Origin of the sequence: Actinacidiphila rubida (genome assembly GCF_900110255.1) — a bacterium.
GTDB classification, from domain to species: Bacteria; Actinomycetota; Actinomycetes; order Streptomycetales; family Streptomycetaceae; genus Actinacidiphila; species Actinacidiphila rubida.
Genome location: NZ_FODD01000006.1, coordinates 127,665 through 150,932, shown reverse-complemented (window position 1 = coordinate 150,932; position 23,268 = coordinate 127,665). Strand labels below are relative to the sequence as shown.

Annotated in this window: 25 protein-coding genes; 12 read left to right on the top strand and 13 right to left on the bottom strand. The window is 73.5% G+C overall.

The genetic code is table 11. From position 1 onward, the window contains the following. Positions 1 to 19 precede the first annotated feature (19 nt). Positions 20 to 802, bottom strand: a complete 783-nt coding sequence (locus tag BMW99_RS08025) for an enoyl-CoA hydratase-related protein (RefSeq protein ID WP_069464763.1) — start codon at positions 800 to 802, stop codon at positions 20 to 22. 269 nt (positions 803 to 1,071) lie between these two features. Here BMW99_RS08025 and BMW99_RS08020 point away from each other — a divergent pair, with 269 nt between their 5' ends. Next, positions 1,072 to 1,239, top strand: coding sequence for a DUF3117 domain-containing protein (locus tag BMW99_RS08020; protein WP_069464762.1), 168 nt, complete (start codon positions 1,072 to 1,074; stop codon positions 1,237 to 1,239). Positions 1,240 to 1,336: 97 nt separating this feature from the next. On the opposite strand, the gene BMW99_RS08015 is transcribed toward BMW99_RS08020, so the two are convergent. Further along, positions 1,337 to 1,969 (bottom strand): O-methyltransferase, encoded by a 633-nt coding sequence (locus BMW99_RS08015; protein WP_069464767.1) that lies wholly within the window; start codon positions 1,967 to 1,969, stop codon positions 1,337 to 1,339. A gap of 209 nt (positions 1,970 to 2,178) precedes the next feature. Here BMW99_RS08015 and sigE point away from each other — a divergent pair, with 209 nt between their 5' ends. From sigE to BMW99_RS07995, 4 genes are all read left to right on the top strand, one after another. After that, positions 2,179 to 2,958 (top strand): RNA polymerase sigma factor SigE, encoded by a 780-nt coding sequence (gene sigE / locus BMW99_RS08010; protein ID WP_075016498.1) that lies wholly within the window; start codon positions 2,179 to 2,181, stop codon positions 2,956 to 2,958. Continuing rightward, complete coding sequence (locus BMW99_RS08005) at positions 2,955 to 3,860, top strand: zf-HC2 domain-containing protein (RefSeq protein WP_069464760.1); 906 nt, start codon at positions 2,955 to 2,957, stop codon at positions 3,858 to 3,860. Before sigE ends, BMW99_RS08005 begins: the two co-directional genes overlap by 4 nt. 147 nt (positions 3,861 to 4,007) lie before the next feature. Then, positions 4,008 to 4,448, top strand: a complete 441-nt coding sequence (locus BMW99_RS08000) for a sec-independent translocase (RefSeq protein ID WP_069464759.1) — start codon at positions 4,008 to 4,010, stop codon at positions 4,446 to 4,448. A 147-nt stretch (positions 4,449 to 4,595) separates the two neighbouring features. Beyond that, positions 4,596 to 5,210: a hypothetical protein gene (locus BMW99_RS07995; RefSeq protein ID WP_069464758.1), complete on the top strand. Its 615-nt coding sequence runs from the start codon at positions 4,596 to 4,598 to the stop codon at positions 5,208 to 5,210. Between the two features lie 112 nt (positions 5,211 to 5,322). Here the strand turns inward: BMW99_RS07995 and BMW99_RS07990 are convergent, their stop codons facing one another. The 3 genes from BMW99_RS07990 to BMW99_RS07980 are packed head-to-tail and all read right to left on the bottom strand — an operon-like array spanning position 5,323 to position 8,610. Next, entirely contained in the window at positions 5,323 to 6,507 is a 1,185-nt protein-coding gene (locus BMW99_RS07990; protein ID WP_069464757.1) for an Mrp/NBP35 family ATP-binding protein, read from the bottom strand. Between the two features lie 32 nt (positions 6,508 to 6,539). Beyond that, positions 6,540 to 7,136: a DUF1003 domain-containing protein gene (locus BMW99_RS07985; RefSeq protein ID WP_069464756.1), complete on the bottom strand. Its 597-nt coding sequence runs from the start codon at positions 7,134 to 7,136 to the stop codon at positions 6,540 to 6,542. After that, positions 7,126 to 8,610 carry a magnesium transporter MgtE N-terminal domain-containing protein gene (locus tag BMW99_RS07980; protein ID WP_075016497.1) on the bottom strand — a complete coding sequence of 495 codons (1,485 nt, stop codon included), beginning with the start codon at positions 8,608 to 8,610 and terminating at the stop codon, positions 7,126 to 7,128. The genes BMW99_RS07985 and BMW99_RS07980 overlap by 11 nt, the downstream gene beginning before the upstream one ends. A gap of 163 nt (positions 8,611 to 8,773) precedes the next feature. Here BMW99_RS07980 and BMW99_RS07975 point away from each other — a divergent pair, with 163 nt between their 5' ends. Beyond that, positions 8,774 to 9,517 (top strand): hypothetical protein, encoded by a 744-nt coding sequence (locus tag BMW99_RS07975; RefSeq protein ID WP_245791285.1) that lies wholly within the window; start codon positions 8,774 to 8,776, stop codon positions 9,515 to 9,517. Between the two features lie 93 nt (positions 9,518 to 9,610). Here the strand turns inward: BMW99_RS07975 and BMW99_RS07970 are convergent, their stop codons facing one another. Further along, entirely contained in the window at positions 9,611 to 10,108 is a 498-nt protein-coding gene (locus BMW99_RS07970; RefSeq protein ID WP_075016496.1) for a hypothetical protein, read from the bottom strand. 117 nt (positions 10,109 to 10,225) lie between these two features. Here BMW99_RS07970 and BMW99_RS07965 point away from each other — a divergent pair, with 117 nt between their 5' ends. After that, on the top strand, positions 10,226 to 11,230 hold the full coding sequence (locus BMW99_RS07965; protein WP_407640272.1) for a DMT family transporter: 1,005 nt from the start codon (positions 10,226 to 10,228) through the stop codon (positions 11,228 to 11,230). 33 nt (positions 11,231 to 11,263) lie between these two features. Here the strand turns inward: BMW99_RS07965 and BMW99_RS07960 are convergent, their stop codons facing one another. After that, a complete protein-coding gene (locus BMW99_RS07960; RefSeq protein WP_069467094.1) occupies positions 11,264 to 12,397 on the bottom strand; it encodes a magnesium and cobalt transport protein CorA in 1,134 nt (377 codons plus the stop codon). A 358-nt stretch (positions 12,398 to 12,755) separates the two neighbouring features. Here BMW99_RS07960 and BMW99_RS07955 point away from each other — a divergent pair, with 358 nt between their 5' ends. Continuing rightward, positions 12,756 to 13,340: a suppressor of fused domain protein gene (locus BMW99_RS07955; protein ID WP_069467095.1), complete on the top strand. Its 585-nt coding sequence runs from the start codon at positions 12,756 to 12,758 to the stop codon at positions 13,338 to 13,340. A gap of 29 nt (positions 13,341 to 13,369) precedes the next feature. On the opposite strand, the gene BMW99_RS07950 is transcribed toward BMW99_RS07955, so the two are convergent. Continuing rightward, a complete protein-coding gene (locus tag BMW99_RS07950; protein WP_069467093.1) occupies positions 13,370 to 14,614 on the bottom strand; it encodes an MFS transporter in 1,245 nt (414 codons plus the stop codon). 174 nt (positions 14,615 to 14,788) lie between these two features. Here BMW99_RS07950 and BMW99_RS07945 point away from each other — a divergent pair, with 174 nt between their 5' ends. The 3 genes from BMW99_RS07945 to BMW99_RS07935 all read left to right on the top strand — a co-directional run bounded on the left by BMW99_RS07945 (position 14,789) and on the right by BMW99_RS07935 (position 17,249). Beyond that, a complete protein-coding gene (locus tag BMW99_RS07945) occupies positions 14,789 to 15,427 on the top strand; it encodes a DUF6758 family protein (RefSeq protein ID WP_069467092.1) in 639 nt (212 codons plus the stop codon). Between the two features lie 130 nt (positions 15,428 to 15,557). Continuing rightward, positions 15,558 to 16,475 carry a PHP domain-containing protein gene (locus BMW99_RS07940; RefSeq protein ID WP_075016495.1) on the top strand — a complete coding sequence of 306 codons (918 nt, stop codon included), beginning with the start codon at positions 15,558 to 15,560 and terminating at the stop codon, positions 16,473 to 16,475. A 165-nt stretch (positions 16,476 to 16,640) separates the two neighbouring features. Beyond that, a complete protein-coding gene (locus tag BMW99_RS07935) occupies positions 16,641 to 17,249 on the top strand; it encodes a MarC family protein (protein WP_075016494.1) in 609 nt (202 codons plus the stop codon). A gap of 108 nt (positions 17,250 to 17,357) precedes the next feature. Here the strand turns inward: BMW99_RS07935 and BMW99_RS41235 are convergent, their stop codons facing one another. The 3 genes from BMW99_RS41235 to BMW99_RS07925 all read right to left on the bottom strand — a co-directional run bounded on the left by BMW99_RS41235 (position 17,358) and on the right by BMW99_RS07925 (position 20,995). Further along, complete coding sequence (locus tag BMW99_RS41235) at positions 17,358 to 17,498, bottom strand: hypothetical protein (protein WP_176735758.1); 141 nt, start codon at positions 17,496 to 17,498, stop codon at positions 17,358 to 17,360. A 93-nt stretch (positions 17,499 to 17,591) separates the two neighbouring features. Beyond that, complete coding sequence (locus BMW99_RS07930; protein ID WP_069467425.1) at positions 17,592 to 18,527, bottom strand: alpha/beta fold hydrolase; 936 nt, start codon at positions 18,525 to 18,527, stop codon at positions 17,592 to 17,594. A gap of 236 nt (positions 18,528 to 18,763) precedes the next feature. Then, complete coding sequence (locus tag BMW99_RS07925; RefSeq protein ID WP_407640271.1) at positions 18,764 to 20,995, bottom strand: DEAD/DEAH box helicase; 2,232 nt, start codon at positions 20,993 to 20,995, stop codon at positions 18,764 to 18,766. Between the two features lie 469 nt (positions 20,996 to 21,464). Between BMW99_RS07925 and BMW99_RS07920 the strand changes: the two genes are divergently transcribed. Next, positions 21,465 to 22,205, top strand: coding sequence for a ferritin-like fold-containing protein (locus tag BMW99_RS07920; RefSeq protein ID WP_107451645.1), 741 nt, complete (start codon positions 21,465 to 21,467; stop codon positions 22,203 to 22,205). A gap of 270 nt (positions 22,206 to 22,475) precedes the next feature. On the opposite strand, the gene BMW99_RS07915 is transcribed toward BMW99_RS07920, so the two are convergent. Next, positions 22,476 to 22,745, bottom strand: a complete 270-nt coding sequence (locus BMW99_RS07915; protein ID WP_075016493.1) for a hypothetical protein — start codon at positions 22,743 to 22,745, stop codon at positions 22,476 to 22,478. A 130-nt stretch (positions 22,746 to 22,875) separates the two neighbouring features. Further along, positions 22,876 to 23,106 (bottom strand): DUF3107 domain-containing protein, encoded by a 231-nt coding sequence (locus BMW99_RS07910; RefSeq protein WP_069462097.1) that lies wholly within the window; start codon positions 23,104 to 23,106, stop codon positions 22,876 to 22,878. Positions 23,107 to 23,268: the final 162 nt, after the last annotated feature.

The window sequence follows — 23,268 nt, the reverse complement described above, 5'->3', positions numbered from 1 at the left end:
CGGGGCGCGAGTAGCCGGCTCAGCGGCCCTCGAAGACCGGGGTCTCCTTGCGCAGGAACGCGTCGACCGCGGTCCGGTGGTCGGCCGACGCGCCCGAGCGGGTCTGCAGCACGTCCTCGCGGGCCAGGGTCTCGACCAGCCCGTGGCCGGAGCCGAAGGCCAGCGCCTCCTTGATGCCCGCGTAGGCCACCGTCGGGCCCTCGGCCAGCCGCCGGGCCACCGCCAGCGCCTCCGCCGCCAGCTCGGCGGCCGGCACCACCCGGTGCACCAGACCCATCCCCAGCGCCTCCTCGGCCCGTACCGGGCGGGGGAAGAGCAGCAGGTCGGCGGCGCGGCCGTAGCCGACCAGACGCTGCAGCGTCCACGACATGCCCGAGTCGGCGGACAATGCCACGCCGGTGAAAGCCGTCGTGAAGGACGCCGTGTCGGCGGCCACCCGGTAGTCCGCGGCGAACGCGAACCCCGCGCCGGCGCCGGCCGCGACCCCGTTCACGCCCGCCACGACGGGCTTGGGCATGGTCGCGATCGCGGTGGCGATCGGGTTGTAGTGATCGGCGACCGTGGTCATGCCGCCGCCCGCCTCCAGCACCTCGACGTGCTCCTTGAGGTCCTGTCCCACGCAGAACGCCCGGCCGGTGCCGGTGAGCAGCACGGCGCGCACGGCCGGGTCGCCGCCCGCCTCCCGCAAGGCGTCGCGCAGCGCCTCCTTGGTCGCCGTGTCGAGCGCGTTCATCGCCTCGGGACGGTTGAACGTGACGGTGGCGAGCCCGCCGTCCACCTCGTACAGCACGCTGTCGGCCATCGCGGATACCCCTTCGTCGCGGTCGCGGTCGTGCACAGAATGCCGGACATCACCGGGGGCGGACATGTGACGTACGTCAAACATTCCGGGCAGACCCGGCACCGGCCGCCGACCTGCGTTCCTTGTCCGCCCAGCGAATTGGCCGGATATGCGCAGGCACGGAGAGGAACGTCCTCACATCGCTATTGGTCATCGGGTCGGGACATGCGGGATAATGGCCGAGAACCAATGTGTTCGAGTCCGAGCTGGTTTCAGGAAGGGGAACGAGCATGGCGGCCATGAAGCCGCGGACGGGTGACGGCCCGCTCGAGGTGACCAAGGAGGGGCGGAGCATCATCATGCGCGTTCCGCTGGAGGGCGGCGGGCGGCTTGTCGTCGAGCTGACCCCGGACGAGGCGGATGCCCTCGGCGATGCGCTGAAGAAGGCCATCGCCTGAGACCAGCTGTCCCAGACCCTGCCGCGGCCACGCACCCCCGAGATGCGTGGCCGCGGCGTTTTCCGGTTTTCCGGTTTTTCTGTTTCCGGGTTCCCCGTCAGGCGCGCACGGCGCACAGCAGGCCGTCGTCGGTGGGGAGCAGGACGGGCGCCAGCCCCGGGCTGTCGCGGACCACGCGCATCAGCTCCCGCAGCCGCAGCGCCTCGTCGTCGTGGTGCGCGGCGTCCAGAGCCCGGCCCCGCCCGAAGGCCCCCTCGAAGCAGACCACGCCGCCGGGCCGCAGCAGCCGCAGCGCCTCGTCCAGGTAGTCCAGGTACTCCCGGCGGTCCGCGTCGCAGAACACCAGGTCGTAGCCGCCGTCGGTGAGGCGGGGCAGGACGTCCAGGGCGCGGCCGCATATGAAGCGGGAGCGGTTGGCGGCGAAACCGGCCTCGCGGTAGGCCTCGCGGGCCAGCTGCTGGCGGTCCGGCTCGGAGTCCACGGTGGTCAGCAGCCCGTCCTGGCGCATCCCGCGCAGCAGGTGGATGCCGGAGACGCCGGTGCCGGTGCCGATCTCCACCGCGGCCTTCGCGCCGCCGGCCGCGGCCAGCAGCCGCAGCGCGGCGCCGGTGCCGGGGGAGACCGGCCGCAGGCCCGCGACGTGCGAGCGGGCGCGGGCGCGTACGAGGGCATCGTCCTCGGCGACGAACGCGTCGGCGAACGCCCAGTCCGCCTGCCGGTTCCCGCTAATGGCCCTCTCCCCGTCACCCGGGCGCCGCCCCGGTAGGTCCGGGGTCCAGGCGCTGTCGTGCTCCGCCCGGGCGACTGTATCCGTTGGGGTGGGGAACCCGCTGATGGGACTGTGCGTTAGTGACGGTGTAGGCACAAGGGCGGGTCATGAGCCAGGTCCCGCCCCCAAGGCAACAGAGCATTTATCCGGAGCTAACGGGCGAGGTGGATATGGTAGGGGCTCTACTGGACACCACCAGAGCCGACAGGGGAGGTGCGGCTGCGGCCGGTGACCGGGGAGTGTTCTCACGCTTCCGCAGGTCCGCCGGACAGCCGGAATCCGTGACCAACACTGCTGATGACGCACGTTCACGCGACACCGACCCCGAGGCGAACCCCGCCACCGCGACCTTCGCCGACGGGGACGCCCCGACGTGGACACCTCCCTCCTGGGAGGAGATCGTCAGTACGCACAGTGCCCGGGTGTACCGGCTGGCCTACCGGCTGACCGGCAACCAGCACGACGCGGAGGACCTCACCCAGGAGGTCTTCGTGCGGGTCTTCCGCTCCCTGTCCACGTACACGCCCGGCACGTTCGAGGGCTGGCTGCACCGCATCACCACCAACCTGTTCCTGGACATGGTGCGGCGCCGTCAGCGCATCCGGTTCGACGCCCTCGGCGACGACGCGGCGGAGCGGCTGCCCAGCCGCGAGCCGTCCCCCGCGCAGCACTTCAACGACACGCATTTCGACGCGGACGTCCAGCAGGCGCTGGACACCCTCGCGCCGGAGTTCCGTGCCGCCGTGGTGCTCTGCGACATCGAGGGGCTGTCGTACGAGGAGATCGCCGCGACCCTCGGCGTGAAGCTGGGCACGGTGCGCAGCCGCATCCACCGCGGCCGCTCGCACCTGCGCAAAGCTCTGGAGCACCGGGCCCCCGCTGCCGCTCAGCAGGCCCCCGCGCTCGCTGCCACCGCACCCAAACCTGGCCTGGAGGGCGGGAGAGCGTGACCAGCAGCGGTTTCGGCGAGCAGCGTCCCCAACGCGTCCAGCGTTCCGCGCCCGCCGAGCAGCACCTAGGTGACCGGCTGTCGGCGTTCGTCGACGGCGAACTGACCGATGACAGCCGGGACCGGGTACTCGCCCACCTGGCGACGTGCCCGCAGTGCAAGACGGCCGCCGACGAACAGCGGCGTCTCAAGAACGTCGTCGCGGCATCGGAGCTGCCTGCCATCTCGGCCGGGTTGATGGCCCGTCTTCAGGGCCTTCCCGGCATGGGTGGCGACGGCCCGGGCGACGGCGACGGCCCACGTGGCCTGCCCGGTGACCAGGACATGCCCTCGGCTTCCAGCCATGAGCGCCGCGGCCCGTTCGACGGCGGTCTGCTGGGGTCCGGTGTGTTCGGCTCCGGGCGGCGCGGCGGGTACCCCTATCTCGGCCCCGGCCGCGACCTGGCCGCGCCCCCCGGCTCACGGTCGCGCGGCTTCCGCATCCACCAGCCGGCCAGGGCCGTCGCCCCCGTCGTCCCGGACCCGGACGCGCGTGTTGCCCCGTCCGGCTCGGGTACGGCGGCGGCATCCCGCGGACGCAGGTTCGCCTTCGCGGCGGCCGGCGCGTTCTCGCTGGCGGCCATCGCCATCGGCACCGCCCTCCCCATGGAGGCGGCCGTCGACGGTGGTGCCCGTCCGGACGACGGACCGGCGGTCAGCCCGCTGAGCGCCGACACCAGCACGGCCGGCGACACCCGCGGGGTCAACCCGCGCGGCGTCCTGGACGCGCGGGACGCGCCACGGCGGCACGCCCCGGTGCTGCCCGCCTCGGCACCCTCCGACGCGGCGCGAGCGGCGGACGTGTCGGCGGCGTCGGCCACCTCGGTGCCGCTGACCTCGCACTCCTCCCTCGTCCTGCACTGAGGACGTCGCCGCCTGGTCTTAACCCGGGCATTGCATACTCGTCGGCATACGATTGGCCTCACCCACTCCCGCGTCGCCCGTGGGGGCAGGTACCGTAAAGTCCGCCGGACCCTGCCCCACCGGCTGCGGACGACCAAGGAGTGCAAGGTGTTCTTCGACATAGGCCCGCTGGAGCTGGTCGCGCTCGTGGTCCTTGCCGTCCTCGTCTTCGGCCCGGACAAGCTGCCGAAGGTCATCCAGGACACCATGGCCTTCATCCGAAAGGTGCGGGCGTTCTCCGACAGCGCCAAGGAGGACATCCGCCGGGAACTGGGCCCGGAGTTCAAGGACTTCGAGTTCGAGGACCTCAACCCCAAGACGTTCATCAGGAAGAACCTGATGAGCGACGAGGACGAGTACGGGCTCAAGGAGCTGAAGGACCTCCGCAACACCTTCGACATGCGCAAGGAGATGGCCGAGGTCACGGACGCGGTCAACGGCGTGGAGCCGGGCGCCGCGGCGCCCGCGTCCGGCACGCCGGACCGGCTGACCAAGCGCGAGAAGCTGGACCCGGGCGAGGCTCCGCCCTTCGACTCCGACGCGACCTGACGTCAACCGGTTGGCCTCTTTTCACCCCATAGGGTGAGCTATGGGCGTGTGTTCGCCGTCACCCCACGCCGTTTCGTCCCCCGAACCCACCCAGGGTCGGGCAAGATGGCGAGTCGCCCAGAAGGGCATGGAGGAGGCGCGACCCGTATGGAGACGAGGACCGACGCTGCACCGGGGGCGGTCGACGGCTACTTGATGGCCGACTTCCCGTGGTACGGACTGGACGGTGCGTTCACCGGACGCCGCTGGCTCGGCGCGGTGGGCGTGAGCGCCGACGGCACCGTCGAACACGGCTCGATAGGGCATGGGGACGAGCCGTCGCTCAAGGTGGAGGCCGCGGACCCGGAGGGGCAGCGGTTCGCCGTGGTCGTCACCGTCGCCCAGCGGCCCGGCCGGCGCAGCGCCGACGGCACCGGCGTGCTGGAGGCGACCTCGGTCACCACGGCCGCCTGGCTGGCGGGCTCGGGGCTGCTGTCGTGCACGTGGCCCACGCACATGGAACGGGCGCTGCGGCAGGACTGGATGGACCAGCAGACCGCCACCGCCTGGGACCTCGCCGACGACCTCGGCGGCTCCGGCTGGTCGACGCTCACCCTGCCCGTGGACGGCGTGCCCACGCCGTTCCACTACCGCGAGTCCGAGTACGGCTGGGTGATGGCCGGCGCGGCCCGCGGCGTCAACCTCGGCGCGTACGGCCGCGGCATGTCGGCGTACGGGCTCGCGCTGAGCGTGGTGCGCGACCTGACCTCGTACGCGGCCTGACGCTCCGGACGGCCCCGGCGGAGACAGCGCCGGGACGCGCACGGACCGCGCGGTGACAGCACAGTGCCCCCGCTCCCTGAGGGAGCGGGGGCACTGTCGCGCCTGTGGCGGCTCAGAACTTGTTGCGGGGGGTGATACCCAGGGACATGCCCGCGAGGCCGCGAGCGCGGCCTCCGAGCTTGCCCGCGATGGTGCGCAGCGCGGCGCCGGCGGGGGAGTCGGGGTGCGAGAGCGCCACCGGGCGGCCGTCGTCGCCGCCCTCGCGCAGCCGTACGTCGATCGGGATGCGGCCGAGCACCGGCACCGTCGCGCCGGTCGTGCGGGTCAGGCCCTCGGCGACCCGGTCGCCGCCGCCGGTGCCGAAGACGTCCACGATCTCGTCGCAGTGCGGGCAGGGCATGCCCGACATGTTCTCCACGACGCCGACGATCTTCTGGTGCGTCTGCACCGCGATCGAACCGGCGCGCTCGGCGACCTCCGCGGCGGCCTGCTGCGGGGTGGTGACCACGAGGATCTCCGCGTTCGGGACCAGCTGCGCCACCGAGATCGCGATGTCGCCGGTGCCGGGCGGCAGGTCCAGCAGCAGCACGTCCAGGTCGCCCCAGTACACGTCGGCCAGGAACTGCTGCAGCGCGCGGTGCAGCATCGGGCCGCGCCACACCACGGGCTCGTTGCCCGGCGTGAACATGCCGATGGAGATGACCTTCACGCCGTTCGCCGCGGGCGGCATGATCATGTTCTCGACCTGGGTGGGCCGGCCGTCCACACCGAGCATCCGCGGCACGCTGTGGCCGTAGATGTCCGCGTCGACCACGCCGACCTTCAGCCCGTCGGCGGCCATCGCGGCCGCCAGGTTGACGGTCACCGAGGACTTGCCGACGCCGCCCTTGCCGGACGCGACGGCGTACACCCGGGTCAGCGAGCCCGGCTGGGCGAACGGGATCTCGCGCTCGGCCTGCCCGCCGCGCAGCGAGGACGTCAGCTCGCGCCGCTGCTCGTCGCTCATCACGTCGAGCGTGACCGTCACGCCGGTGACACCGGGGACCTGCTCCACCGCGGTGCTGACCCGGCCGGTGATCTCGTCCCGCATCGGACAGCCGGAGACCGTGAGGTAGACGGTCACCGCGACCGTGCCGTCCGCCGCGATGTCCACGGACTTCACCATGCCGAGATCGGTGATCGGCTTGTGGATCTCCGGGTCGTTCACGGTGGCGAGCGCGGCACGCACCGCCTCGTCGGTCGGGGTGCTGCCCGGGGGCACGTCCCGTGCGGGCCCTGCGGGCGTGGAGGTAGCCATACGTTGATGGTACGGCGGTGCCGGGGGGCCGATCAGCGGCCCCGTCCGTCTCCTTCGTCACTGCGTGCCGCGTAGTGGCCACCGCTCTTGCCGTCGGCCCGGCCGTCGACGCGCCCGTCGATCTCCTTGAGCAGATCCTGCAGTTCGGAGCGGATCCAGTCGCGGGTGGCGACCTCGCCGAGGTTGACGCGCAGGGCGGCCACCTCGCGCGTGAGGTACTCGGTGTCGGCGATGCTGCGCTCGTTCTGCTTGCGGTCCTGTTCGAGGTTGACCCGGTCCCGGTCGTCCTGCCGGTTCTGCGCGAGCAGGATCAGCGGCGCCGCGTACGACGCCTGCAGCGACAGCATCAGCGTCAGGAAGATGAACGGGTACTCGTCGAACCGCGCGGCGCGCGGCGCGAAGATGTTCCACAGCACCCACACCACGATGACCGCGGTCATCCAGACGATGAACCGCCCGGTGCCCAGGAACCGCGCGATGCGCTCGGAGAACTTCCCGAACGCCTCCGGGTCGTACGTGGGCAGCAGGCTGCGGCGCGGCGACCGCGGCTGGTCGAGCCGCGTCCGCGGGCGTTCCGTGGCGGTCGCCCCGGCGGGGTGCCGGGCGCGGTCGCGCTCCTCAGCTGCCATCTGCGGCCTCCATCGGGCCCCGGGCCGCCTCGTCGTCGTCCCGGCCGTCCCCGTCGTCCCCGTCGTCCCGGCCGTCCCGGTCCTCCCGGTCCTCCGCCGACTCGGCTCCCTGGCCGCCCATCGCGCCGTGCAGGTCCGTCTCCCGCCAGTCCTCGGGCAGCAGGTGGTCGAGCACGTCGTCGACGGTGACCGCGCCCAGCAGGGAGCCGCTCGCGTCCACGACGGGCGCCGAGATCATGTTGTACGTGGCAAGAAAGCTCGTCACGGAAGGAAGAGCCGTCTCGGGCGTCAGAGGTTGCAGATCGGTGTCCACGATCGAGCCGAGCAGGGTGAACGGCGGGTCGCGCAGCAGCCGCTGGAAGTGCACCAGGCCCAGGTACTTGCCGGTCGGCGTCTCCTCCGGCGGCCGCGTCACGTACACCTGCGCGGCCAGCGCCGGCGACAGGTCCGGGTTGCGGATCCTGGCCAGCGCGTCGGCGACCGTCGCGTCCGGGCGCAGCACGATCGGCTCGGTCGTCATCAGGCCGCCGGCCGTGCGCTCCTCGTACGACAGCAGCCGCCGCACGCCGGCGGCGTCCTGCGGCTGCATCAGGGCGAGCAGCCGCTCCTGTTCGTCCTGCGGGAGTTCGGCGAGCAGGTCGGCCGCGTCGTCGGGGTCCATCGCCTCCAGGACGTCCGCGGCCCGCTCCTCCTTGAGCTTGCTGAGGATCTCCACCTGGTCGTCGTCCGGCAGCTCCTCCAGCACGTCGGCGAGCCGGTCGTCGTCCAGCGCTGCCGCGACCTCGCCGCGGCGCTTGGGGGACAGGTGGTGCAGCACGTTGGCCAGGTCGGCGGCGCGCAGCTGCTCGAACGTGGCCACCAGGTTCTCCGCGCCCTGGCCCTCCTCGGCCAGCCGGAACCCGGTCACCGCCGACCAGTCCACGGTCAGCGTCTCGCCCTTGCGGCGCAGCGCGCCGGCCTTGCCGCGGCGCACGAAGACCTTGTCGATCTCCCAGTCCCGGCGGGCCGGAAGCTGCACCATCGCCACGTCGAGGACGGTGACCTCCTCGCCCTCGGGCTCGCCGTCGCCGGTCCGGTCGCCCTGCGTGCCGTCGGTGCCGCCCGTGCCGCTCCCGCCGTTCTTCGCGTCCGCCGGGGGGCGGGCCTGCGCGTCGGGGTCCACCAGCCGCACCCGGCGGTCCAGCAGCTCGCCCAGCACGAGGGTCTCGGTCGGGCGCTGCTCGAAGCGCCGCATGTTGAGGACTCCGGTGGTGATCACCTGGCCGGACTCCACGCCGGTCACCCGCGTCATCGGCAGGAAGATCCGGCGCCGGCCGACGACCTCGACGACCATGCCCAGCACGCGCGGCGGGCGCCCGCCGACCCGGAGCATCACCACGACGTCGCGGACCCGGCCCACCTGGTCGCCGTTGGGATCGAAGACGGCGATGCCGGACAGGTGCGAGACGAAGACCCGGGGGGCGCCTGCGGCCATCTGAGTGCCTCCTCCGGGTCCGCGGAGGGCTGCTCCGGTCCACTCCGCATCCGTGGGCCAGGCTACTCCGGGCCGATCTTGCCCGCCCCGCGGGGTGCTCAGCCGGGGTAGCCTGCGGTAGCTTCCCAGGGCCCGACCCGCCCCCGCAGGAGGACGACACCCCGTGACACCCGGCCGCAGGACCCTCGCCGCCGCCCTCGCCGTGCCGGTCACCGGCGCCCTGCTCAGCGGCTGTCTGGGGCTCGGTGGCGGCGACCCGGACGCGGGGACCAACGGCGTCGGCAAGCTGCCCGCCCAGACCATCGAGGCGCGCGCCAAGGCGGCCGCCACCTCCGCGCACACCGTGCGGCTGTCCGGCACGGTGGTCAGCGTCGGCCAGACCTACCGGCTGGACATGCGGCTCAGCGACAGCGGCGGCATCGGCGAGGTCACCACCAAGGGCAGCACCTTCGAGCTGCTGAGGGTCGGTCAGGACCTCTACCTCAAGGCCGGCAGCTCCTTCTACGGCGGCAGCGACAAGGACAGCCAGAGCGCGGCCGCCAAGCTCGACGGCAAGTTCGTCAAGGTGCCCACCGGCGACCCCGCCTACCGGCAGTTCAGCGGCCTGACCGACAAGAAGCTGCTGCTCGGCGACCTGTTCCTGCTCGACGGATCGGTCTCGGTCGGCAGCCACGGCAAGGTCGGCGACGTGAAGACGGTCACCCTCAACGGCTCCAAGGGCGGTGCCCTGGACGTCTCGCTGAGCGGCACGCCCTACCCGCTGCGGTACCAGCGCGTCGGCAACGCGGGCACGCTGACGCTGTCCGACTGGGGCCAGGACTTCACCCTGGCCGCCCCCGCGAAGGACGCGGTCGTGGACTACGGCTCGGCGGTGGGCGCCACGGCCACCCCCAAGCCGTCGAAGTAGCCCTCACGGTCGGGTGGTTGACGCCCGGCGGCCGGGACCGACGGGCGGCCGGAGCAAGCGGCCGGAGCAAGCGGCCCGGGGCCAGCCCGCGGATCAGCGGCGGCCCCGGCGGGCCAGCAGCCGCGGCAGCCCCGCGGGGACCGGGCGGCGGGTGACCGCGGCGCTCGGCGGCGGCGTGGCCGCGCCGGACCCGTCCGGCATCGCGCCCGGGTGCTCGCCGGGCGGGCCGTCGGGCACCAGCCGGAACACCGTGCACTCGCGCGCCCAGCGGTCGGTGATCGCCTCGCCGTCGGGGGAGTTGAGCCGCTTGCCCTTGAGCTCGGCGACGGCCACGCGCCAAGGCTCTCCGCCCGGCTCCAGCAGGCCGGCGCGGGCCGGCCAGGACACCAGGCGGCCGCCCTTGTCCTTGCTGCGCACCGTCACCTCGGCCGCCCCGCCGTCCCGCAGGCCCGGCAGCGGCTGCTCCCCGGGGCCGCCGACGACCACCATCGCCCCGTCCACCCAGGCGTGCCACAGTGCCTGCCCGTTCACCCAGACCAGGCCGGACTTCTTGGTCGCCTCCTCGACGAGGGCGGTCAGCTCGTCACTCATGGCGCCCAGCGTAGAACGTCCCGTCCGGACCCTGGGACGACAGGCGCTCGGGGCCCTCATGCGCCTTACCCTGGTGACGCCGGCCCGCGTCCGCGGGTCCCGACGACGAGGAGCACCGTGACCGCCCCGCGCAGCGCCGCCGCCCGCCCCACCGCGGCCGTGGCCCCGCCCGCTCCGGCCCCCGCCGCCCCCGGCAGGACCCTGGACTTCACGCTGCTCGCGGTCGCCATCGCCGGCGTCTCGATGTCCGCGCCGCTCATCGCCGCGACCGCCGCACCCGCGCTGGCCATCGCGTTCTGGCGGAACGCCATGGCGGTCGGCGTGCTCAGCCCGGTCGCCCTGTGGCGGCACCGTGCCGAGCTGCGCGGGATGGGCCGCCGGGCCCTGCTGCTGTCGGTGGCGGCGGGCGTGGTGCTGGCCCTGCACTTCGGCCTGTGGCTGCCCAGCCTGGGCATGACGTCGGTGGCCACCTCGACCGCGCTGGTCACCACCACCCCGATGTGGACGACGGTGATCCTGCGGCTGCGCGGCCACCGCCCGCCGGGCCTGGTGTGGGCGGGCACCTCACTGGCGGTCGTCGGCGTGCTCATCCTGACCGGCATCGACCTGTCGACCGACACCCGTGCGCTGGCCGGCGACGCGCTGGCGCTCGCCGCGGGCATGGCCGCGGCCGGCTACATGCTGCTCGGCTCCGAGGTGCGGCGCACCGCCAGCACCACCGCGTACACCTTCGTCTGCTACTCGACGACGGCCGTGGCGCTGCTCGGCGCCTGCCTGGTCGCCGGTTCCTCGCTGGGCGGGTACGACGGCGAGACGTGGCTGAAGATCGCCGCGCTCACCGTCGTCGCCCAGCTGCTGGGCCACTCGCTGTTCAACCGGGTGGTGCGCGGGCTCGGCCCGTCCACCGTGTCGACCGCGATCCTGCTGGAGACGCCCGGCGCGGCGCTGATCGCCGCGGTGTGGCTGGGGCAGACGCCGCCGGCCGCCGCCTACCCGGCGCTCGCCGTCATCCTGGCGGGCCTGGCCCTGGTGATCCTCGCGGACCGCAGGGCCGAGCCGGGCCGGGCGCGGCAGGCGGCGGCCGCCGAACAGCCCGCCGCCGTCCCGCCGGACGCGGGCTGAGGCCGGACCGCCGGGCGGAGGCCGCGGCCGCGCCTACAGCCAGCCGTTGCGGCGGAAGCCGCGGTGGATGGCGAAGCAGATGGCCAGGATCGCGACGATCACCGCGGGGTAGCCGAACTTCCAGCGCAGCTCCGGCATCGTGTCGAAGTTCATCCCGTACACGCCGGTGATCATCGTCGGCACGGCCAGGATGGCCGCCCACGCGGTGATCTTGCGCATGTCCTCGTTCTGCACCACGGTGGCCTGCGCCAGGTTGGCCTGCAGGATCGAGTTGAGCAGGTCGTCGAAGCCGGTGACCTGCTCGTGGACCCGGGCCACGTGGTCCGCGACGTCGCGGAAGTACTTCTGGATCTCGGGGTCGATCAGCCGCATGGGCCGCTCGCCGAGCATCTGCATCGGCCGCAGCAGCGGGGACACCGCGCGCTTGAACTCCAGCACCTCGCGCTTGAGCTGGTAGATCCGCCCGGCGTCGCCGCCGCGCGAGGCCTTGCCGTTGCCGGCCGAGAAGACGTCGATCTCCACCTCGTCGATGTCGTCCTGCACCGCCTCAGTGACCGCCAGGTAGTCGTCGACCACCTGGTCGGCGATCGCGTGCAGCACCGCGGAGGGGCCCTTGGCCAGCAGCTCGGGGTCGTCCTCGAGGCGGTGGCGCAGGGCGCGCAGGGAGCCGTGGCCGCCGTGCCGCACGGTGATGACGAAGTACCGGCCGGTGAAGACCATCAACTCGCCGCTCTCCACGACCTCGCTGGTCGCGGTGAGCTCGGCGTGCTCGACGTAGCGGATGGTCTTGAAGACGGTGAACAGCGAGTCGTCGTACCGCTCCAGCTTGGGCCGCTGGTGGGCGTGCACGGCGTCCTCGACGGCCAGCGGGTGCAGGCCGAACTCCTCGGCGATGCCGGCGAACTCCTGCTCGGTGGGCTCGTGGAGGCCGATCCAGACGAAGCCGTTGGTGCCGTCGCAGCTCTCCACCGGACGTCCCTCGCGCACGGTGTCCAGGGCGTCGCGCAGGCTGATGCTGTCGCTGCAGCGCACGCCGTCGCGGTACACCGCGCAGTCGACGACAGCGCTGGTGGCGGCGGGGTCGTGGGCCGGGCCGTAGTCGTAGGACGCCGAGGACTTGCGCAGGGTGGGACGGACGACAGCGCGCAGATCACGGATCATCGACATGGCAAGCTCCTTCACGGACTGGCCGACGGCTTCACGCCGCTCTGAAATGCTGATCAGGACAGGTTGATCACTGGCAGTTCAGGGCGCTCTTCCGCCGCACGGGCAACCGCGGGCGAGCCGATGAGGTCACGCGTTTCGAGGTGCTGCAGCCGGGTATGGAACGCGAGGGTTCAGGCTGCGGAACGGCGATGCGGGGAAGAGCTGCCGGTACTGCACGGTCGACTTCGATCCATGTCAGTCCCACCTCCTCCGGCCGTTCCCCGCTGGGGGACCACGTACGTGAACGCTCCACTTTATCAAGCTCCGAGGGTGGCAACGCCTCGCTTTGCCAGTCCTTGGCCTGAGTATGCTCCCGGTCATGGCTGACGTAACGGTGCTCGTGGAGGCGCGGCTGCGTTCCGCACTGGGAGAACCCGACGCCCGGGCGGCGGTGACGTTCCTGGGAACCGAGCGGGTCGAGGTGCTCCGTTTCAGTGACGGCGACCTGGTGCGGTACGCCACCCTGGGCATGTCCGCCCAGCCGATGAACGACCCCGTGGCCGCGGTGACCGACCCGGTGCGCGGGCCGCGCGCCGAACTGGTCCTGACCGTGCGGGCCGGGCTCGCCGACACCGACAAGGTGCTGCGGCCGCTGGCGGTGCTGGCGGCGTCCCCGCAGGTCGAGGGCGTGGTGGTGGCGCCGGGGAACTCCATGGACGTCGGCGAGCCGCTGTGGCCCGGCGCCCCGTTCTCCGCGGTGCTGGTCGCCGAGAACGGCGGGCTCGTCGAGGATCTCGACATCGACGAGCCGATGGACCCGGTCCGCTTCCTGCCGCTGCTGCCGATGACGGCCAACGAGGCCGCCTGGAAGCGGGTGCACGGCGCGTCCGCCCTCCAGGAGCGCTGGCTCGCGCAGGGCACCGACCTGCGCGACCCCCGCCGCGCCCCCGCCCGCCTCGACTAGGGTCCGGCGTCCGGATCTCCGGCGCGCCCCTAGCGGACCGCGCCGGCCGGAGCGTGGGGCGCGTGCGGGGACTGCGCGACGACGTCCTCCGCGTGCACCACGGTCAGGTGGCGGCGGCGCACCGCGATGACTCCCGCGCCGGCGAGGGCGGCCAGGGCCGCGACCACGAACGGGATGTGGATGTCGGTCCACTCCTCGATCTTCGGCGCCAGGTACGGGGCCGCCGCGGCCGCGAACCAGCGGACGAAGTTGTAGCCGGCGCTGGCCACCGGGCGCGGGGCGTCCGAGACGCCGAGCGCCAGCTCGGTGTAGACGGTGTTGTTCACGCCGATCAGGGCGCCGGACAGGATCGTGCAGACGATCGCGGTGGTGTGGCTGCCGTAGCCGAGCACGGCGAGGTCCGCGGCGAGCAGCACCAGGGAGCCGCCGAGCACCTTCAGTGATCCGAACCGGGACTGCAGGCGCGGGGCGACGAGCACCGAGAAGACCGCGAGCAGCACGCCCCAGGCGAAGAAGACGGCGCCGGAGCGGTAGGGCGACATGTTCAGCACGAAGGGCGTGAACGCCAGGACCGTGAAGAACGCGTAGTTGTAGAAGAACGCGGACGCGGCCGCGGAGGCGAGGCCGCCGTGGCCGAGCGCCTTGATCGGGTCGAGCAGTGAGGTGCGGGCCGCCGGCTTGGGCTGCTCCTTGAGGAACAGCGAGATCGCGATGAAGCCGATCAGCATCAGCACGGCCGTGCCGAAGAACGGGTAGCGCCACTTCATGTCGCCGAGCACCGCGCCCAGCAGCGGCCCGCAGGCCATGCCGAGGCCGAGCGCCGACTCGTAGAGCAGGATCGCCGCGGCCGCGCCGCCGCTGGCGGCGCCGACGATGACGGCCAGCGAGGTCGACACGAACAGGGCGTTGCCCAGGCCCCAGCCGGCCCGGAAACCGACCAGCTCGCCGACGGAGTTCGAGGTGCCGGCGAGCCCGGCGAAGACGACGACCAGCGCCAGGCCGGCCAGCAGCGTCTTCTTGCCGCCGATCCGGCTGGAGACGAAGCCGGTGACCAGCATGGCCACCGCGGTGATCAGGAAGTAGCTGGTGAACAGCAGCGAGACCTGGCTCGGCGAGGCCTGCAGGCCCTTGGCGATGGAGGGCAGGATCGGGTCGACGAGCCCGATGCCCATGAAGGCGACGACCGCCGCGCCGGCGGTGGCCCACACCGCGGTGGGCTGGCGGAGGAGGCTCGCCTTGTCACCCGCGGGGGTGGCGGGATCCGCGTGTTCCATGGGGATTCCCTTCTCGCCTGTGGGGACGGGCGACGAAGTAGTTGTGTCATACACACAATAGGTTGGCTATAGCAACTAATGCAAGCAGCATCGATCCCTTCGTGCCGCGGCACCTGGGCCCGGACGGGTGATCGTCCTTGACGCGGGCACGTACCGGGAGGACCGTGGGGCGTTATGAGGGGCGAACCCAGTTGCCCGAAGTGCGGTGGCAGGGTCCGTGCGCCCGGGCTCTTCGCCGATTCCTGGCAGTGCGACGTACACGGGACCGTGCACCCGCTGCAGCCCGTCGTGCCGCCCAGTGTCGAAGCGCTCGGTGTGGTGGTCCACCGCTCCCAGGTCCCGGTGTGGATGCCCTGGCCGCTGCCGGTCGGCTGGCTGTTCTCCGGCATCGCCGCGGCCGGTGACGACCGCAGCGGAGGCCGCGCCACCGCGGTGGCCTGCTCGGGTCCCGGGCCGCTCGGGGGTCCGGGAGAGCTCATGCTGATCGCCGAGGAACTGGGCGTCGGGCTCGGCGCCCGCTACGCCGGCATCAAGGGCCCCGACCCCGGCCCCGACATGTGCGTCGACAAGCCGCCGCACGCCAAGGTGCTGGCCGCCGGCCGGCCCACCCCGCTGTGGCACGTCGAGGGCACCCCCGAGGACCGGGTGGTCTTCGCGGGCGAGGCCCGCGGGCTGTGGCTGTGGGCGATCGTCTGGCCCGAGGAGACCGGGCTGCTGATGTACGACGAGCTGGTGCTGACCGACCTGCGGGACGCCGGCGCCGAGGTGGACCTGCTGCCGTGCGGCGCGCTCTCGCCGCGCCTGCTGGCCTGAGCCGGCCGACCTCTCCGGAACCACCGCGGATCGTGAGCGCGGGGCCGGGCTGTGCCCTGGGAATCGCAGGTGTGCGCGAGCGCTATCCTTGTGTTCGCCCCCGTCCGCCCGTCCCCCTGGAGCATGTGCCGTGCGCGTCGACCTGCACACCCACTCCACGGCCTCCGACGGCACGGACACCCCCGCCGAGCTGGTGCGCAACGCCGCCGCCGCGGGCCTGGACGTCGTCGCGCTCACCGACCACGACACCGTGGCCGGCCACGCCGAGGCCGTCCGCGCGCTGTCCGGCCCCGAGGCGGGGGAGGTGCGGGAGGCCGGTCTGACGCTGGTCACCGGCGCCGAGCTGTCCTGCCGGGTCCAGGGCATCAGCATGCACATGCTGGCCTACCTGTTCGACCCCGCGGAGCCCGAGCTGCACCGCGAGCGCGAGCTCGTCCGCGACGACCGCGTGCCGCGCGCCCGCGGCATGGTCGCCAGGCTCCAGGAACTGGGCGTGCCGGTCACCTGGGAGCAGGTGGCCCGGATCGCCGGGATACCGGCGGACGCGGGTGCCGACCCGGCGGCGGGCGCCCCCGGCGTCTCGGTCGGCCGGCCCCACGTCGCCGCCGCGATGGTCGAGGCAGGCGTGGTGGACAGCGTCTCCGACGCCTTCACCGCCGAGTGGCTGGCCAACGACGGCCGGGCGTACGTCGCCAAGCACGAACTCGACCCCTTCGACGCGATCCGGCTGGTGAAGGCCGCCGGCGGCGTCACCGTCTTCGCCCACCCCGGCGCCCACAAGCGCGGCGAGACGGTCCCCGACCCCGTGATCGCCGAGCTGGCCGCGGCGGGCCTGGACGGCCTGGAGGTCGACCACACCGACCACGACGCCCCCACCCGCGCCCGGCTGCGCGCCCTGGCCGCCGACCTCGGCGTGCTCGTCACCGGCTCCAGCGACTACCACGGCGACCGCAAGGCGGTCCGCCTGGGCGCGTGCACCACCGACCCCGAGGTCTACCGGGAGATCGCCCGCAGGGCGACCGGCGCCCAGCCCATCAGCGCCGTCTAGCCGCGTCGGCACCGACGCCGGCCCCCGCCCCGGCCCTCCCGAAGCTCAGCCCCCCGCACCCCGTTCCGCACCGCCCACCCGACCGGGCCTCCGCGTCGTGCCCGCCACGACGTCCGCGCCCGCTCGCCCGCCCGCCTGCCCGCGTACGACCCCGAAAGCCCTGGCATGTTCGACTTCACCCTGTTCGGGTCGGTCTTCGTCACCCTGTTCGTGATCATGGACCCACCCGGGATCACCCCGATCTTCCTGGCCCTGACCTCCGGCCGCGCCACCAAGGTGCAGCGGCGGATGGCCTGGCAGGCGGCGTCCGTGGCGCTCGGCGTCATCACCGTCTTCGGCATCTGCGGCCAGCAGATCCTGGACTACCTGCACGTCTCCGTCCCGGCGCTGCGCGTCGCCGGCGGGCTGCTGCTCCTGCTCATCGCGCTCGACCTGCTCACCGGCAAGGCCGACGAGCCGACGCAGACCAAGGACGTCAACGTCGCGCTGGTCCCGCTGGGCATGCCGCTGCTGGCCGGACCGGGCGCGATCGTCACCGTCATCCTCGCCGTGCAGCACGCCGACGGCTTCGAGCAGCAGACCTCGGTGTGGCTGGCCATCATCGCCATGCACGTCGTGCTGTGGCTGACCATGCGCTACTCGCTGGCAATCATCCGGCTGATCAAGGAGGGCGGCGTCGTGCTGGTCACCCGGCTGTCCGGCATGCTGCTGTCCGCGATCGCGGTGCAGTCGGTGGCCAACGGCGTCTTCGGCTTCATCCACGGCCAGGGCTGAGCCGCCGCACCGCACACCGGTCCCGCCGGTGTCCGGCCCCGCCCGGACACGCGAAAGCGCCCCGTACTCCATCGGTACGGGGCGCCGTTGCGTCAAGCCTGCGTCGTGTCAGTCCGCCGGGCGGATATAGATGCGCTGGCCCAGAGCTGCGGCCTGCTGTACGACCTCGTTGACGGCGGAGGCGTCCACGACGGTGCTGTCAACGGCGTTGCCGTTCACGTCGTCGAGGCGCATGATCTCGAAGCGCATGGAGCTTCTCCCTTCGTCGCGCGTTACATGTACGGACAACGAACACCCCCTTCTAACTATTCCCTTGGCTAACGAAAAACCTTGACCGGCTGACTACTCGTCGGTAACGCCGGCCGCGTCCGTCCAGAAGGCGACCAGCGCGGCGGCGGTCTCGGCCGGGCGTTCGGCGTTGGGGGAGTGCTCGGCGCCCTTGACGACCACGCGCCGTGCCGCCAGCCGCACGGCCATCTCGTCCATCCACGGCAGCGGCCACGCGTAGTCCACCTCGCCGGAGAGTACGAGCTTCGGCAGCGGTACGGAGGCGAGTTCGCCGACCCGGTCGGGTTCGGTCATCAACTGCCGTCCGGTGGCGATCAGTTGCTCGGGGATCGTGCTCACCCAGCGGCGGTGCAGGAACTCGTCGAGCCAGGCCGGCGTGCCCTCGGCGCCGGGCGTGCCGGCCGTGGCACCGGAGTCCGCCGGGCCCTCGGGGGCGTTCTCGGCGTCCATCGCCCGCAGCGCCTGCCAGGCGGTCTCCATGTCGGTGGTCGGCAGGAAGTCGACCGCCATCTGCGTGCGCACCTGCTGGTCCGGCGCGATGGCCGCCGGGCCCGAACTCATCAGCGTCAGCGACGCCCACGGCCCGGGGCCGTCCGCCAGCACCGACGCGCGCACCAGGTGGCCGCCCAGCGAGTGGCCCAGCAGGTGCAGCCGGCCGGTGTCGTGCGCCTCGGCGACCGCGGCGCCCTGCGCGGTGACGTCCGCCGCCAACTCGGCCTGCGCGTAGGCGGCTTCGTCGCGCGGGCCGCCGGACTCGTGCTGGCCGCGGCCGTCCACCGCGACCACCCGGAACCCGGCCGCCGTCAGCGGCGGCAGCAGGTCGAGGAAGTCCTCCTTGCTGCCGGTGTAGCCGGGCACCAGCAGTGCGGCGCCGCGGTACGGCGTCTGCGGGTCGGGCGCGGCGTCCAGCACGGCGAAGGACCCCCGGGTGGTCTCCAGCCGGCGGGCGATCACGTTGGCGGGCAGTTCCAGGGCGCTAGGACGGCTCATGAGGGGAGATTACGCGTCGTGTATGTCCGTGAGGTTGCCTATGGGCGTGATCGGGTCGCACGTCGCGGCCGCGGCGGAGCGCGGCGTTCCGAGCGGGTTTCCGCTCGGCGGGCGGGCGGTGGCCGGGCGCGGGCGCGGCGGTTCCGGCCCCGCGGGTCGCCGGGGGACCCGCCGCAACGGCGGCAGCCCGGCCCCGAAGGGCCGGGCTGCCGGTGCCGTGCGCGTCCTGGAGGGGGTCAGCCCGCCTCGACCGGGGCCGCGGCCGTCTTGCGGGCGGCGCGGCGGCGCGGCGCCTTCGGCGCCTCCTCGGCCGGAGCCTCGGCGGCGGCGGCCGGAGCCGGGACCTCGGCGGCGGCCGTCTTGCGGGTGCGGCGGCGCGGGGCCTTCGGCGCGTCCTCGGCAGCCGCCTCAGGGGCGGTGGCCGGGGCCGGCACCTCGGTCGCGGCCGCCGTGCGGGCGGTGCGGCGGCGCGGGGCCTTGGGAGCCTCGTCGGCCGGCACGTCCGCGGCCGGGGCCACGGTCTCCACGGCGGCGACCGCCTCGGCCGGCGCCTCCGCCGTCTTGCGGGTGCGGCGGCGCGGCGCCTTCGGCGCGTCCTCCGCGGCCGGCTCGGCGACCGGGGTCACGGGCGCCTCGACGGGGGCCTCCGCGGGGGCCTCCGCGGCCTTGCGGGTGCGGCGGCGCGGCGCCTTCGGGGCGTCCTCGGCCGGTGCCTCGGGAGTGGTCGCCGGCGCCGGGATGACGGCCTCGACGGTGTCCACCACGCTCACGGCGCCGGTCGCGGCGTCGCCCTCGGCGGTGCGCTTGCGGCTGCGGCGGCGGGGCGCCTTCGGGGCGTCCTGACCGGCGGCCGGCTCCGGGTCGGCGACCGGGGTGACCGGCGCGGCCTGGGACTCGGCGGCCGGAGCCTGGGCGCCCGGCGCGTTCTGCCCGCCGGAGCGGGTCCTGCGGCGCCGGCGCGGGGTCCGCGCCCCCTGCTCCTCGTCGCTGGAGACGGCGGTCGCCTCGGCGGTCGCCGGCGTGCCCTCGGTGTCCGCGGCGTCCGCACCGCCACGGGTGCGTCGCCGCTGGCGCGGGGTGCGGGTGCGCGCGGGGCGCTCCTCGGCCTCGGCCGGGCCACGGCCGCCGCGGCGGCCGCGCGGCCCGCGGGCGCCGGTCTCGCCGAGGTCCTCGACCTCCTCCGCGTCCAGCCCGGCCCGGGTCCGCTCGGCCCGCGGCAGTATGCCCTTCGTGCCCTCGGGGATGCCCAGCAGCTCATACAGGTGCGGGGACGTGGAGTACGTCTCCTCCGGGTCGTTGAACGGGAGGTCCAGCGCCTTGTTGATCAGCTGCCAGCGCGGGATGTCGTCCCAGTCCACGAGGGTGAGCGCGGTACCCGAGGCGCCGGCGCGGCCGGTGCGGCCGATCCGGTGCAGGTACGTCTTCTCGTCCTCGGGCGTCTGGTAGTTGATCACGTGCGTGACGCCCTCGACGTCGATGCCGCGGGCGGCGACGTCGGTGCAGACCAGCACGTCGACCTTGCCGTTGCGGAACGCGCGCAGCGCCTGCTCACGGGCGCCCTGCCCGAGGTCGCCGTGCACGGCGCCGGAGGCGAAGCCGCGCCGCTCCAGCTGCTCGGCGACGTCGGCCGCGGTCCGCTTGGTGCGGCAGAAGATCATCGCCAGGCCGCGGCCGTCGGCCTGCAGCACGCGGGAGACCAGCTCCGCCTTGTCCATCGAGTGGGCGCGGAAGACGTGCTGGGTGATGTTGGCGACGGTCGCGCCCTCGTCGTCCGGCGCGGTCGCGCGGATGTGCGTGGGCTGCGACATGTAGCGGCGGGCCAGGCTGATGACCGCGCCCGGCATGGTCGCCGAGAACAGCATGGTCTGCCGCTTCACCGGCAGCATGCTCATGATCTTCTCGACGTCCGGCAGGAAGCCGAGGTCGAGCATCTCGTCGGCCTCGTCCAGCACCAGGCTGCGCACGTGGCGGAGGCTGAGCTTCTTCTGGCCGGCGAGGTCCAGCAGGCGGCCGGGGGTGCCGACGACCACGTCGACGCCCTTCTTCAGCTGCTCGACCTGCGGCTCGTAGGCGCGGCCGCCGTAGATCGCGAGGACCCGGACGTCACGGACCTTGCCCGCGGTGAGCAGGTCGTTGGTGACCTGCTGGCACAGCTCGCGGGTGGGGACGACGACGAGCGCCTGCGGCGTGTCCGTGAGCTGCTCGGGCGTCGCGCGGCCGGCCTCGACGTCGGCGGTGACGGTGACCCGCTCCAGGAGCGGCAGGCCGAAACCGAGGGTCTTGCCCGTGCCGGTCTTGGCCTGGCCGATGACGTCGTTGCCCGCGAGGGCGACCGGGAGCGTCATCTCCTGGATCGGGAAGGGAGTGATGATGCCGACGGCCTCCAGGGCCTCGGCGGTTTCGGGAAGGATTCCCAGGCTGCGGAACGTCGTGGTGGTCAGGATGTTGCCTCTTCTGTGAGACGGCACTGTGCGGCAAGGGGGGTCGAGCACCGGATCGCCGTAAGGACTACGGCGACGGGCACTGACCGCGCAGGGGTGGTGTCGTGCAGCCGTAGGTGGCTGCGAGGCGCGGGACCGCTGCCCTCGCTCATGCCGCGAGTGGGCCCCTCCCGATGTCGGGAAGGCGGTCGGTTCGGAGCCGATCGGGCCACCGACCGGGCATCCAGGTGTTGCACACGTCGCCCGCCGGGTGATCGGAAACGCGCCGATACCGACGGGTGCATTACCACTCTACCCCGGAAACTCGTAGCTGCACCCGATCAAATGTTTCGTTCGGGACTTCACCGGGCCGATGACGCCCCGGTGACCGCCCGGCGACACCCCGCCGCGGGCGCCGCCCGGCGCACCGGAACGGCGCACGGCCTGCTGCGGCGCGGCGGCGCCGCGGTGCCGGGGGGCGGTTACGCCGGGCCCGGACTTGGCTATTGTGCGCAGCATGGAGACGCCTGACACGCCCGACCGGACCCCCGCCCCCGCCCCCACCGGGATCGCCGCCCAGGACTGGGCCGCCGCGTCCGCGGACCCGCACTACCGGGCCGCCGTCGTCGACCTGCTCGGTGCGCTGGCCTACGGCGAGCTGGCCGCGTTCGAGCGGCTCGCCGAGGACGCCAAGCTCGCCCCGACCCTGGAGGACAAGGCGGAGCTGGCGGCCATGGCGGCGGCGGAGTTCCACCACTTCGAGCGCCTCAGGGACCGGCTCACCGAGATCGGCGAGGCGGCGAACCAGGCGATGCTGCCGTTCGGCGCGGCACTGGACGAGTTCCACCGCCAGACCGCTCCCTCGGACTGGCTGGAGGGCCTGGTCAAGGCGTACGTCGGCGACTCGATCGCGTCCGACTTCTACCGCGAGGTGGCCGTCCGCCTCGACTCCGACACCCGCACGCTGGTCCTGGCGGTCCTCGACGACACCGGGCACGCCGGATTCGCGATCGAGAAGGTGCGGGCGGCCATCGAGGCCGAGCCGCGGGTCGGCGGCCGGCTCGCGCTGTGGGCCCGCCGTCTGATGGGCGAGGCGCTGTCGCAGGCGCAGCGCGTGGTCGCCGACCGCGACGCGCTCTCCACGATGCTGGTCGGCGGTGTCGCCGACGGGTTCGACCTCGCCGAGGTCGGCCGCATGTTCTCCCGCATCACCGAGGCCCACACCAAGCGCATGGCGGCGCTCGGTCTGGCCGCCTGACCCTCGGCGCCGCGGTCCGCGCGGGGGGCGCGTGGCGCGCGCGTGCGGGGAGGGCCGGTCCGGCCACCCCTTCGGGGGAGCCCGACGGCGTGGTGGCGCACCCGGGGCAGTGGCCGGGCGGGCCCGTCCCGCCGCCCTCGGCGATCCACGTCATCGGGGAGGGCGACGTGCCGCACCCGAACGCCACCGAAGCGGTGGCCTCCGGGGTGCCGCCCGCGTGCGCGCGGGCCGGCCCCTGCCGGAACCGTGCGGACGGGCCGGGGGCGGGCGTCAGTCCTCGACCAGGCCCCAGCCGGTCCGGGTGTCGGGGCGGGCGAGCAGGCTGAGGACGGCCGCGGCGACCGCGAGGGCCGCCGGGAAGGTGGCCTCCAGGTGGCCGCCGCCGAAGATCGTGTGGGCGACCAGGCCGCCGGCGAGCCCGCCGCCGGGGCCGGTGGCCAGCACGAGCGGGGACCGGGGGAGCCGCCTGGGCAGCAGGTGGCTCGCCGCGAGCGCGGCGGCCAGTCCGATCACGGCGTAGAACGCGGCTTCCCACCACATGGTGATCCCCTCCGGTCGGTTCGGGCCGGCGTGCTCACCACGGGTCCTACCCCCTCGGACCAGGAAACAAAACGGAGGGGCGGCAACCGGTGACCACCGGTTGCCGCCCCTCCGTCATGTCAGGAGCGCCTCAGAGCGCGGCGCCGAAGCCGACCCGGCGGGTGGCGGGCTCGCCGATCTCGATGTACGCGAGACGGTCCGCGGGGATGATCACCTTGCGGCCGTGCTCGTCCTCCAGGGTCAGCAGCGCCGCGGTGCCGGAGAGGGCGTCGGCGACGGCCTTCTCCACCTCTTCCGCGGTCTGGGCGCTCTCGATGCTGATCTCGCGCGGCGCGTGCTGCACGCCGATCTTGACCTCCACGGCTGGGTACCTCCGATGGTCGGGCGGTGTGCGCGGTCGATCGCGCCGTACGCAGCAAAGACTAGCCCCGCCCGGGCGGCGGAAATCGGCGCCCGGGAACGCCGTGAGCGAACAGACCCGGCGGGAACGGGCCGTCCGTCGCCGTCGGCGGGCCTGCCCCGG

What these genes read in the sequence shown, in the direction of transcription:
- BMW99_RS08025 (WP_069464763.1), bottom strand. Translation starts at nt 802, where the DNA reads ATGGCCGACAGCGTGCTGTACGAGGTGGACGGCGGGCTCGCCACCGTC.
- BMW99_RS08020 (WP_069464762.1), top strand. Translation starts at nt 1,072, where the DNA reads ATGGCGGCCATGAAGCCGCGGACGGGTGACGGCCCGCTCGAGGTGACC.
- sigE (WP_075016498.1), top strand. Translation starts at nt 2,179, where the DNA reads ATGGTAGGGGCTCTACTGGACACCACCAGAGCCGACAGGGGAGGTGCG.
- BMW99_RS07995 (WP_069464758.1), top strand. Translation starts at nt 4,596, where the DNA reads ATGGAGACGAGGACCGACGCTGCACCGGGGGCGGTCGACGGCTACTTG.
- BMW99_RS07990 (WP_069464757.1), bottom strand. Translation starts at nt 6,507, where the DNA reads ATGGCTACCTCCACGCCCGCAGGGCCCGCACGGGACGTGCCCCCGGGC.
- BMW99_RS07985 (WP_069464756.1), bottom strand. Translation starts at nt 7,136, where the DNA reads ATGGCAGCTGAGGAGCGCGACCGCGCCCGGCACCCCGCCGGGGCGACC.
- BMW99_RS07980 (WP_075016497.1), bottom strand. Translation starts at nt 8,610, where the DNA reads ATGGCCGCAGGCGCCCCCCGGGTCTTCGTCTCGCACCTGTCCGGCATC.
- BMW99_RS07970 (WP_075016496.1), bottom strand. Translation starts at nt 10,108, where the DNA reads ATGAGTGACGAGCTGACCGCCCTCGTCGAGGAGGCGACCAAGAAGTCC.
- BMW99_RS07960 (WP_069467094.1), bottom strand. Translation starts at nt 12,397, where the DNA reads ATGTCGATGATCCGTGATCTGCGCGCTGTCGTCCGTCCCACCCTGCGC.
- BMW99_RS07955 (WP_069467095.1), top strand. Translation starts at nt 12,756, where the DNA reads ATGGCTGACGTAACGGTGCTCGTGGAGGCGCGGCTGCGTTCCGCACTG.
- BMW99_RS07950 (WP_069467093.1), bottom strand. Translation starts at nt 14,614, where the DNA reads ATGGAACACGCGGATCCCGCCACCCCCGCGGGTGACAAGGCGAGCCTC.
- BMW99_RS07945 (WP_069467092.1), top strand. Translation starts at nt 14,789, where the DNA reads ATGAGGGGCGAACCCAGTTGCCCGAAGTGCGGTGGCAGGGTCCGTGCG.
- BMW99_RS07935 (WP_075016494.1), top strand. Translation starts at nt 16,641, where the DNA reads ATGTTCGACTTCACCCTGTTCGGGTCGGTCTTCGTCACCCTGTTCGTG.
- BMW99_RS41235 (WP_176735758.1), bottom strand. Translation starts at nt 17,498, where the DNA reads ATGCGCTTCGAGATCATGCGCCTCGACGACGTGAACGGCAACGCCGTT.
- BMW99_RS07930 (WP_069467425.1), bottom strand. Translation starts at nt 18,527, where the DNA reads ATGAGCCGTCCTAGCGCCCTGGAACTGCCCGCCAACGTGATCGCCCGC.
- BMW99_RS07920 (WP_107451645.1), top strand. Translation starts at nt 21,465, where the DNA reads ATGGAGACGCCTGACACGCCCGACCGGACCCCCGCCCCCGCCCCCACC.
- BMW99_RS07915 (WP_075016493.1), bottom strand. Translation starts at nt 22,745, where the DNA reads ATGTGGTGGGAAGCCGCGTTCTACGCCGTGATCGGACTGGCCGCCGCG.